This is a genomic window from Leptothoe sp. PORK10 BA2, assembly GCF_034932105.1.
GTDB lineage: Bacteria > Cyanobacteriota > Cyanobacteriia > Phormidesmidales > Phormidesmidaceae > Leptothoe.
Map to the genome: position 1 here is coordinate 61,974 of NZ_JAYGIG010000014.1, position 9,457 is coordinate 71,430.

Here is a 9,457-nt window from a genome sequence, read left to right on the forward strand (position 1 = left end):
GGGTTTGGTGGTGAGACTCGAGCGGCGAAGAACCTCATCCCCCGGCCCCTTCTCCTGGAAGGAGAAGGGGTGTTAGAGGGCTCAAAGTCCCTTTCCTCCCAGGAGAGGGATTTAGGGTGAGGTCCCCCACCATTTCAGGGCTTTAACTCTGCCAAGGTATTAGACTAATAAATGAAACTCTAACGAAGTGATGGCCCATGATAATTTTGCCCGGCTCCCCCGTGAAGGTGACGAACGTAAACGATACATACTATGGGTTTCAAGGCTTAGTGCAGCGCATTACCGATGGCCGAGTGGCGGTGCTATTTGAGGGTGGCAACTGGGATAAATTGGTCACCTTCCGCATGTCTGAGATTGAGGTGGTTAAACCTAAGCGTGGCAAAAAGTAGTAGCCGGGACTTGCCTGGTGCATGCCCCAGACTGTAATCATCAGGCTCTAAGGTGCGATCGCATTAAAGCATACCCCCAAGCATCAAGGCATACGGGACTAGATGTAAGATGCCATTTCCCAGACATGGTGCTAATGTACTAAAGACGTTTGTACTATGTCCCAGAACTATGCGTCTTCCCCTACCCCAGCTGGCTAACCGCGATCGCAACCCGGCCCACATTGCTGAGGTAATCGAAACGGCAACCACCGAGTTTTTGGCCCAATGCCTGGAGCCAGAGGATTTGAGTTTTCCAGCGATGCCTCCCTTTGGCAGTTGGGTAAAGTCGTTTGACGAAGAAGCCAGTAACCAAATTTATGGAGTGGTCTACCATGCCACCACCAGCCCCATTGACTCAGTACATCGGGCACGGGCATTGGGTATGACCCTAGAGGATTTACGACAGCAGCAGCCACAGATTTTTGCAATGCTCAAGACGGAGTTTCGGGTGGCGATTGTGGGGTTTCAGACGGTGGAATCTGAAAATCGCCGGGTAGTCGACGGACGATGCTACCAGCATTTACCCCCACGGCCACCCCAGGTACATCAGGCAGTCTATCGGTGTGACCCGGATGAAGTGATCGGGTTCACGGATGAGTTGGATTTTTTACGGACGCTGTTGCAGGTGAGCAATGTGCCCAGCGAAAGCTTAGTAGCAGCGGCAATTCGTGAAGTGTATCAGCTGCGGCAATTTGAACGGGAATGGCTGGTGCTGGCGGGGCGAACGGTGGGGACATTGCTCAAGGATGACTATGATCGGCTGCGAATGATCCTGAACCAAATTCATCCCTAGTCAGGGTTTCACCATGGGTAAAAAACCAACGTCCCCTGAGACTTGCCCACCCCAAAAGGCCCCTGAAGCTCTTGAAATAGTCCCACTGGAAGGGCTATTTCAAAAACCACAAGTATCGGACATGGGCCTCTGGCGATCAGATTCCTACGTGCTAAGAACCCATTATTAGATAGTAGATCACCCCCTTATTCAGTAATCACAGATACAAAACAAGAAAGCTTGATAATAATGTAAGGAGTAGATGGTCTTACCCCCCAGGGGTGTCGATAGGCATCCCCATTCGCTTAAAGTAAGTACATACAAAGACCACTTTATTGCATAACTTCCTAGACTTAACTCCATATCTAAGTAAGCAGACCGTTTTATTGCGTAAAACCTTATATCTAAACCGAAGCCCCCATGAGCCTTAGCGCCCATGGGGGCTTCTTATATCTGTAGCATCAGGCTAAACCTGGCCAAGCTGACCTATCCTGCACAACAGACTTATGACGATGGACTTGAAGTTTGGCCCCGTTCATGGTTCCAAATTCAAAACAGACGTTATGACTTCCTTAGTAGTAGCCATAAAGTCCGTGGAAACTCCGTAAATTCACTACTTTACATTTCTTTACAATTAACCGATTTTTCCCCAGGCCTTTCCTCAGGTTTTCCCCAGATTCAGCCGAGTTTTCCCCAGGTTTCCTAGGAAGGTTGAATGCATTCAGAGCTTCTGTGGAAAACCCCATCGGCTGGGAAGCTGTGGTCAAATATAGCGTTATGTAACGAAAGAAGTGTCTTAACCCTCTTGGTCTCGTCAGTCCCAATTTCTCATTAGGAAAATCTAAAGCAAGGGAGGCATTGCTAATTGGTATTTCCTCCCGCACAATGAAACTCCACTCAATCAGATGGCCTAGTTAAGTCTTCCTTGCTCTGTGTTTCCGATGTTGCTACTCCTGTGTAGCAGCGATGGGGCAAGCATTAGCAGCCCAGGCCGTTGGTTGTTGTTTTTATGGTTTCAGGCAACTTTAAACTTATGACTTCGATAACTCCCACCTCATCTACCGTCAGTCTCATGATCGAAATTCCCGAAGATTTACATCTGTCGATTCAGGACTATTTAAATACCCACGAACTGTGGAGTCAGGAGCGAATGATGCAGGCCGCACTTTCTCTCTTTTTAATGCAAAATGGTGTGAACCAACCCTCTGTGAATAGTCTCTATCTCGATAGTTTATTTGGCTGTGCAGTTTAGCCTACTTGCCTGCTGGCGTTTTCTCTTCAACATTTCTCTCTAACATTTTCATCGATATCCACAGCCTTGACCATGCATGGTCAAGGCTGTTTTGTTGTGAATCGAGGAGGGCTTCCCTGGGATCGTTAGACAGATAGCCAGACAGATAGCCTTTAGGTAAGGGGCCGTTGGCTTTGCGATCGCAACCACCCATACCCGATCGCCTCCATGGACCGGCAACCATACCCCCAAGATATGACTAGCCAAAGGACTTCCACCCCACTCACCCATAACCACCTCCGGTTTCTACCGTGATCGGCAAGGGCTTTTTCTTGAGTAAAAAAAATTAACCTAAATCGGGGCCGCTCGGCAGCAAACTAGAGCTCTCAGCAGATCCACCGACGACAGGGAAATAAAGCTAAAAAGCATACCCCGAAAGTTTTATCGCCACCAGAGCAATACACAAAGGCCCTATGTGAAGCTAAAAACATATTTCTTAACAATCCCATGGAGTTTTCCCAAGGTTTTCCCAAGGTTTTCCCCATCTCGACCAGGGTTTTCCCCAGGTTAATACGAAAACCTATTCGGTACAGGGCCTTTGTGGAAAAGATATTGCCACCGCTAGGGCTGTTGGATTGTAACGAAATGCAAATAAAACAATAACTTAAGTACTAGAGTCTCGTTCCACCCAAAAAGCTATTAGGAAAATCTAAAGAATTTTGAGCGTTGCCAATTTCTAGGAGCTCCTGCACAATGAAGCTCCAATCAATCGGATGTGCTAGTAGTTTTTACCTACCGATCAGTTGAGGGTGCGCTGAGTTGAGGGTGCGGCTATCAAACTCGTTAAAAAACTCGTTAAAAATTGTGGTGTTTACGTCTTGAGGAGCTTTAGATCCTATGAATCCAGTTACAGTTCCGGTTACTGTCAGCCTGATGGTGGAGATTCCCGAAGACTTACATTTGTCTATTCAAGACTATTTGGATACCCATGAATTATGGAGTCAAGAGCGGATGATGCAGGCCGCTCTCTCCTTGTTTCTTTTGCAGAACGGGGTGAACAAACCCCATGTTAATAGTCTCTACTTGGATAGCCTATTTGGCTGTGCAGCGTAGTCAATGGTTGGATAAATTTTAACGATGCCCGCTAGTGAGTCCTTCCTTGAAAGACTCACTAGCGGGCATCGTAATGCAGTCCTAGGGCTGGGGCTGTCTAAGTATCAAAGATAACTACCAAAGGCATGGGGAATGGAGACGTTTGACTGGATTGTCATTGGCAATGGCTTGGCGGGGGCGGCCCTGAGCTACGAGCTGGTAAGGTTGGGGCTGTCGGTCCTGTTAGTGGATGATGGCAACCCAGACAGCGCCACCCGATGTAGCTATGGTGGCATTGCCTACTGGTCGGGGACCAACGAGATCACTCGGGAGTTATGCCAAGCGGGGATTGAGCGCCATCGGCAACTATCGGATGAGCTGGAAACTGAGACTGAGTTTAGGGAATTAGATTTGTTGCTGACGTTCCCCCCCCATGTGGATGGGGAGAGTTTGACCAGGCAGTATGAGCAGTTTGCGATCGCACCCCGCCTCATTTCCCCTCAAGAGGCCCAAGAGATTGAACCCCAGCTAAATCCAGCAGCCATTGGCGGAGCCTTTACCGTCAAGCATGGCCATGTCAACCCGATTAAAACCGTCGATGGGTTTAATCAAGCCTTTCGCCGCCTGGGCGGGCAACACATGTTGGCAACGGTGACTGGGTTAGTACACATTAACAACCGGGTTACCGGCATCATGACCGCCAGTCAGGCCTATGCCGCAGGCAATGTTGTGGTCGCCGCCGGGGGCAACAGCCGCCGACTGTTGCATCAGGCTCGTCTGTCGGTGCCGCTTTACCACACCCACGCAGAAATCGTGGCCTTACCCAAGGTGGAGCAGCCATTGCGGGCGCTGATTATGCCCGGTATCGCCACCCGGTTTGAGGCAGAAGCCACTGCCAGCGACCCAGCTACCGATAGCCGGTGGGATGGGCCCCCCGATGAAATTGCCCCGCCCATTTTGGATGCCGGGATGATTCAGTTTTTAGATGGGTCCACCTATTTGGGACAGGTTAGTCGCTTTCGGACGGATCTGGGGACTGAAGCGATTGATGCAGCCCAGAGTGAAGCTCAGATCCGCCAGGGAATAACATCCCAGGTACCCTGTCTAGCCAATGTCCCTGGCCGTTGGAGGCATTGTTTAGTCACCTTTAGCCGCGATGAGCTACCGCTGATTGGCCCCCTCCCTGGCGTAGAGGGTTTGCATCTCTTTTCTGGTTTTACCAGCCCGTTTGCCATATTGTTGCCCATCGCTCAACGCTTTGCCAGTTGGGCGATGAATGGGGAAAAGACTGCATTGGACAGCTTGTCAGACCGTTTGCTAGGACAGATGCTGGTAACCAGGTTTGAAAAATCTCCTCCGGACACAACAACTTAATTCATCAACGGCCGCAGGACGATTGACCCGCAGATAATATCTACAGCCGGTAGAGCTCTGCGGCCAAACAATAGGCCCAGCCATCTAAAAACGCCCCCATGGACGGAGAAACTGCCTCGGCCATCGGCATGATTATTGCTTTTATCTATGATAAACCAGTTTGCTATTGAAAATAGGCTATGATTTTGACATCTGTGGAGCCCGGTCAACCTGATCGCCCATGGGCGAGTGATCACTTTCGTTGCTCGCTTGATTATTTGTTGCCCATCTATTTAGTTCAAAGGTTTGAAGACCATGACGGTAACTGCTTACACCACTCCGGCTTTCTGTGACGGGATTCAATATTTTGGTGAGCCCCCGGCTGAGGTGACGGCTTATTTAGATGGGGCGGCCATTGGTGCAGGGGCGAGTGCGATCGCATCCCCCACCGATCCCAAAGCGGTCTACCAAACCATCCTGGCGGCGGATGCCCTGCGCTATTTGACCCTGCAAATGACCGCCAGCAAGCAGTCGGGCCACCCCGGTGGGTTTGCCAGTATTGCCGATGGCATTGCGGCCCTAGTGATGCTGGGCTACAAGAATTTAATTACAGAGGTGGGGCACCATGCCCCTGGCTTCTACAGCACGGTTTTTCTAGACCGTTCCTTGGAAGCCATGGGGATTGAAACCGTGGGACAACTTTGCGATCGCTTCCGCGAAACCGACGGTTTACTCGGCCACCTTTCAGGCCAAATTCCCGGATTGTTAAATCCGGCGGGTCCCTTGGGTCAAGGTCAGCACTTTGCCATGGTCGGGGCCAAGCTCCACCCCAACACCCTATTCCCCGTCACCATTGGCGACGGCGGTTTGGGGGAACCCTACATTATCAGCAGCATCGGCCACTTCACCACGGCCTATCCCCAGAGCACTAATTTTCTGCCCATTTTGGTATGGAACGGCTTCTCCCAGGAACACCACAGCATGGTGTCCACCCAGTCGAACGAGGCCATGGTGGCCTACTGGCGGGGCAACGGCTTCAAAGACGTGATTCTGTTGGATGCCAAGGACTATGACGATACTGACCAGCCCGGGGCCTATGTGGACAGCACCGCCTTCTCCCTAAAGCAGCGTATGGCCTTCACCCAAGCCCTGCTAGAAGCCACCGACCGGGCTGCTAAGCAGGCCCTATCGGGCACCCTCACCGTGCTGATCGTGAAGCAACTCAAAGGGGCGGGCGTCCATAAGCGGGGGGCCCAATCCCACAACCTGTATCCCGGTGACACCCTCGAAAAGGACTATGTTGTGTCTGCCCTCCAGGCCCGGGCATTGCCCGCCATTGGCTGGGAGTTAGTGCGAACAAACTTTGAGCGATCCAACGGTGGCCCCAATGTGAAAACCGCCGTCACCGAGGCAGAGCTGCCCTTGGCAGACTTAGGCACCCTACCCCTGAAGGAATTTCCCGTGGCTGGCGATCAGCAAATCGCCACCACCGCCATGGGTTTGCTGGTGGGGCACGTGGGGCAACAGGATACCACCTTTGTGGTCACCAACGCCGATGGTAACGCCGCCTCAGGCATCAACAACATTAACCAGGCCCTCAAGATTGTTCACCCCACCACCGACGATCTGTACTTCCAGGGGCCCACGGGCCAGGTCTATGAACCCCTAAGCGAAGATGCCTGCGCCGGTATGGCTGCCGCCCAGGCCCTATTTGGCGGTCGCAGTCTGTGGTGTTCCTATGAGTCCTTTGCCATCAATGGCCTGCCCATTTGGCAAACCGTCACCCAGGCCATGGCGGAGCTGCGGCGCAATACCCCCTCCACCATCTGTCTCTTTACTGCCGGGGCGTTAGAGCAGGGGCGCAATGGTTGGACCCACCAGCGACCCGAAGTTGAGAATTACTTTGCCGCCATGATGCGCAACGGTAATGTATTCCCCCTATTTCCGGTGGATGCCAACAGTATTCAAGCTTGTTATGACTGGGCCCTTAGCACCCACAATAAGGGCATTACCATTACCGCCAGTAAGTCTCCTTTGCCCGTGCGCACCACCTTGGCCCAGACCCAGGAGGCCCTGGAAACCGGTGCTATTACCCTCCAGGAAACCCCCGGAGAGAAGACGGTGGTGTTTGCGGTGGTGGGGGACATGATGCTGTTGCCGGTGTTCGAAGCAACGGCGACGTTGGCCCAGGCAGGCATTGGCTCTAAAATTGTGGCCCTGGTTAGTCCTCGCCGTCTCTATCGGCCCAGTGACGTTGCGTGGGAAACATGTCGCGATAATGACGGAACGTTCCTAGACGACGCAGCATTTGCCGAATTCTTTGCTGGCGATGCCCTGATCGGTGTCACGGGTGGTTCCAGCGCCATGCTGGAACCTGTGATGTTGCGCAGTACCGCACCCCGTGATGTGATGGCCTGGAAGCGAGGCGAAACCACTGCTAGTGCAGGTCAGCTGATGGCTTTTAATGGCTTAACGGCCCAGGCCCTAGCCGAGCGAAGTCAGGCCCTGCTGTTGGGCTAGAAGATGGTTGGGCTAGAAAACATGGGTGCCCACCATGGATGTATGGATAATTGAGATTGTGACCCATGGGCAAGGTCACAATCTCAGGTCTGGTTTATTTGAGAAAGGTTTGAGATGACTTTCGTCACCGCTCATCCCAGACGTTTTGTCCGTTTACGTAATTTTGCTTAGGTTTTGTCAGCAATCTTGCCTATGGTGGTAGGAGCTTCTTCTTTTAGTTCATTTGAACTAAAAAACCTTGGGACGCCTAGCGCCAGGGAGGGAGCTATAGGAAACTATGGTTAATGTCTCGGTGTAACAGTTTTGCGGGCGGAAAGTGTTATGTAGCATACTATGACAGGCATGCCATAGTATAAGTCATCCACTCAGAGGCAAAACTTGATATGCGTAACATTACAAGTTTATTGGCGACGTCAGCTGTCTTAGCAATATTTTCTGCAGGGGTAGCGGTTCCTGTATCAGCCCAGGTGATGGAGACTCCGGATATTGAACCGATTGAAACTGAGGCCGAAGACGACGATGTAGCCCTATTGGTGGCGCAAGCACGAACCGAAGTCGCTAGGGAAAATGGCTGGTATGTCTCTTTAGCGCCAAATTTGGTATTTGGCTATCCCGTTGATATTGAGTCGGACGGGCCGGTGGCCATTGTTACAGCACCTATATTTCCTGGTGCTCCCGCTGTGGTGGCTAATATTCCAGTCGATATTTCTTTAGATACTGAGACTGGATTCGGGATTAATGGGGCTGTGGGCTATCGGTTTGACGATGCCCGAATGGAACTAGAGGTGGCCTATAACAACAACAATGTGGACGGTGTCACGGTAAACAACCTGGCTGAAATTCCCCTAGACGGAGACATTAAGTCGACTCAGTTCATGGTGAATGGGTATTACGATATGCCCACCAACAGCCGATTTAGTCCCTATATCGGGGGGGGTGTGGGTGTGGCCACCCTCAATGCGAATAATGTTGAGGCGAATGTACCGGGTCTGGGTGCATTGGCGTTGGATGACACCGGGGTCAGTTTTGTTTTTCAGGTTAAGGCTGGGGTGAACTATGCCATTAGCGATCAGGCCAGTGCTTTTCTAGGCTACCGTTTACATGGAATTCCAGGGCAAGGTTTTGAAGCCTTTGGGGCTGATTTCGATGCCGATACCCTATTGGTACATTCCGTCCAATTGGGGGCTCAGTATCAGTTCTAATGCAGTTCTAATGGATAGTTGAACAACCATTCAACGACCGTTCAACGACCGTAGATCCGATATCGGACGTTTTCATCCAGGACAGGTAACTCTAATATCTGTCCTGCATTGGTAACGGCATAACGGCTGTCATATTTGTCCATTAGGGCAAGCATTTGGGCAGTATCGAGGCCATCATAGGCAGCGGTTAAGGCTGCTTTAATTTCGCGCCGGGCGTCGGTGCGCCGGTCCACATAGCTGAGTAAGTCAATCCCACCCCCCAGATCGGTGATGCGATTAAACCAGGCTTCGACATCGGCGGATGAGGCACTGGGGACAAACAGAAACTTAGCGATGCTGGGGTGCTCTGACAGCCAGGGAAGTCTGTCGAGGTCCACCGGCGATGAGACCACCACCTCACCCTCGGGGACATGGTGTTTAAGCCAACTGGCCGTGGCTTTTTGCTCAGGATTGACCCCCTGCTCCTGACTGGGGAAATCCTGTAGGGCCATGCCCTTGTGATAAAAACGGGTGGCCTCTGCCCCAAAGCCGATGAGAATGATTAGGGTAATTGCGATCGCACCCACCCGATATCCCCGCCATAGTTTTTCCAGGGCCAGCGCCAAGAAAAATGCCGCCCCCAAGGCCAGCATTAAATCCCCTACCCGAAAGGGATAATATTGCAAAATCTGCCCCTGTTGGTCAAACGGAGCAACCAAAATCCCAGCCCCAAATAGGATTAAGGTACACAGCAGGCACTGGTTCCGTCGACTGGGTGCCTTGAAACACTTGGCTTCAGTGGGCTAGACAGCATATCGAATAGAAAATAACTGCGACCAAGATATCCCTGCCTCCAAAATTCCTAACTTCACAGCAGGGA

The 9,457-nt window shown here is 51.7% G+C and carries 9 protein-coding genes; 7 read left to right on the forward strand and 2 right to left on the reverse strand.

Features of this window, described 5'->3' with window-relative positions:
* Positions 1-197 precede the first annotated feature (197 nt).
* The 3 genes from VB741_RS06250 to VB741_RS06260 all read left to right on the forward strand — a co-directional run bounded on the left by VB741_RS06250 (position 198) and on the right by VB741_RS06260 (position 2,452).
* The gene (locus tag VB741_RS06250) at positions 198-389 is read left to right on the forward strand and encodes an NAD(P)H dehydrogenase subunit NdhS (protein WP_442786302.1); all 192 of its coding nucleotides are present in this window, start codon (positions 198-200) and stop codon (positions 387-389) included.
* A 169-nt stretch (positions 390-558) separates the two neighbouring features.
* Complete coding sequence (locus tag VB741_RS06255) at positions 559-1,221, forward strand: HAS-barrel domain-containing protein (protein ID WP_323364290.1); 663 nt, start codon at positions 559-561, stop codon at positions 1,219-1,221.
* Positions 1,222-2,233: 1,012 nt separating this feature from the next.
* Positions 2,234-2,452: a DUF2811 domain-containing protein gene (locus tag VB741_RS06260; RefSeq protein WP_323364291.1), complete on the forward strand. Its 219-nt coding sequence runs from the start codon at positions 2,234-2,236 to the stop codon at positions 2,450-2,452.
* Positions 2,453-2,500: 48 nt separating this feature from the next.
* Here the strand turns inward: VB741_RS06260 and VB741_RS06265 are convergent, their stop codons facing one another.
* Positions 2,501-2,722, reverse strand: coding sequence for a hypothetical protein (locus VB741_RS06265; RefSeq protein WP_323364292.1), 222 nt, complete (start codon positions 2,720-2,722; stop codon positions 2,501-2,503).
* 606 nt (positions 2,723-3,328) lie between these two features.
* Between VB741_RS06265 and VB741_RS06270 the strand changes: the two genes are divergently transcribed.
* The 4 genes from VB741_RS06270 to VB741_RS06285 all read left to right on the forward strand — a co-directional run bounded on the left by VB741_RS06270 (position 3,329) and on the right by VB741_RS06285 (position 8,598).
* Positions 3,329-3,544, forward strand: coding sequence for a DUF2811 domain-containing protein (locus tag VB741_RS06270; RefSeq protein WP_323364293.1), 216 nt, complete (start codon positions 3,329-3,331; stop codon positions 3,542-3,544).
* A gap of 132 nt (positions 3,545-3,676) precedes the next feature.
* The gene (locus VB741_RS06275) at positions 3,677-4,897 is read left to right on the forward strand and encodes an NAD(P)/FAD-dependent oxidoreductase (RefSeq protein ID WP_323364294.1); all 1,221 of its coding nucleotides are present in this window, start codon (positions 3,677-3,679) and stop codon (positions 4,895-4,897) included.
* 294 nt (positions 4,898-5,191) lie between these two features.
* Positions 5,192-7,396: a phosphoketolase gene (locus tag VB741_RS06280; protein WP_323364295.1), complete on the forward strand. Its 2,205-nt coding sequence runs from the start codon at positions 5,192-5,194 to the stop codon at positions 7,394-7,396.
* Positions 7,397-7,779: 383 nt separating this feature from the next.
* Complete coding sequence (locus VB741_RS06285; protein WP_323364296.1) at positions 7,780-8,598, forward strand: outer membrane protein; 819 nt, start codon at positions 7,780-7,782, stop codon at positions 8,596-8,598.
* 41 nt (positions 8,599-8,639) lie between these two features.
* On the opposite strand, the gene VB741_RS06290 is transcribed toward VB741_RS06285, so the two are convergent.
* Positions 8,640-9,296, reverse strand: coding sequence for a hypothetical protein (locus tag VB741_RS06290; RefSeq protein ID WP_323364297.1), 657 nt, complete (start codon positions 9,294-9,296; stop codon positions 8,640-8,642).
* Positions 9,297-9,457: the final 161 nt, after the last annotated feature.

Bases quoted from the DNA above. Each gene is read 5' to 3' on its own strand.
- VB741_RS06280 (WP_323364295.1), top strand. From the start codon at position 5,192: ATGACGGTAACTGCTTACACCACTCCGGCTTTCTGTGACGGGATTCAA.
- VB741_RS06250 (WP_442786302.1), top strand. From the start codon at position 198: ATGATAATTTTGCCCGGCTCCCCCGTGAAGGTGACGAACGTAAACGAT.
- VB741_RS06255 (WP_323364290.1), top strand. From the start codon at position 559: ATGCGTCTTCCCCTACCCCAGCTGGCTAACCGCGATCGCAACCCGGCC.
- VB741_RS06275 (WP_323364294.1), top strand. From the start codon at position 3,677: ATGGAGACGTTTGACTGGATTGTCATTGGCAATGGCTTGGCGGGGGCG.
- VB741_RS06285 (WP_323364296.1), top strand. From the start codon at position 7,780: ATGCGTAACATTACAAGTTTATTGGCGACGTCAGCTGTCTTAGCAATA.
- VB741_RS06260 (WP_323364291.1), top strand. From the start codon at position 2,234: ATGACTTCGATAACTCCCACCTCATCTACCGTCAGTCTCATGATCGAA.
- VB741_RS06265 (WP_323364292.1), bottom strand. From the start codon at position 2,722: ATGGGTGAGTGGGGTGGAAGTCCTTTGGCTAGTCATATCTTGGGGGTA.
- VB741_RS06270 (WP_323364293.1), top strand. From the start codon at position 3,329: ATGAATCCAGTTACAGTTCCGGTTACTGTCAGCCTGATGGTGGAGATT.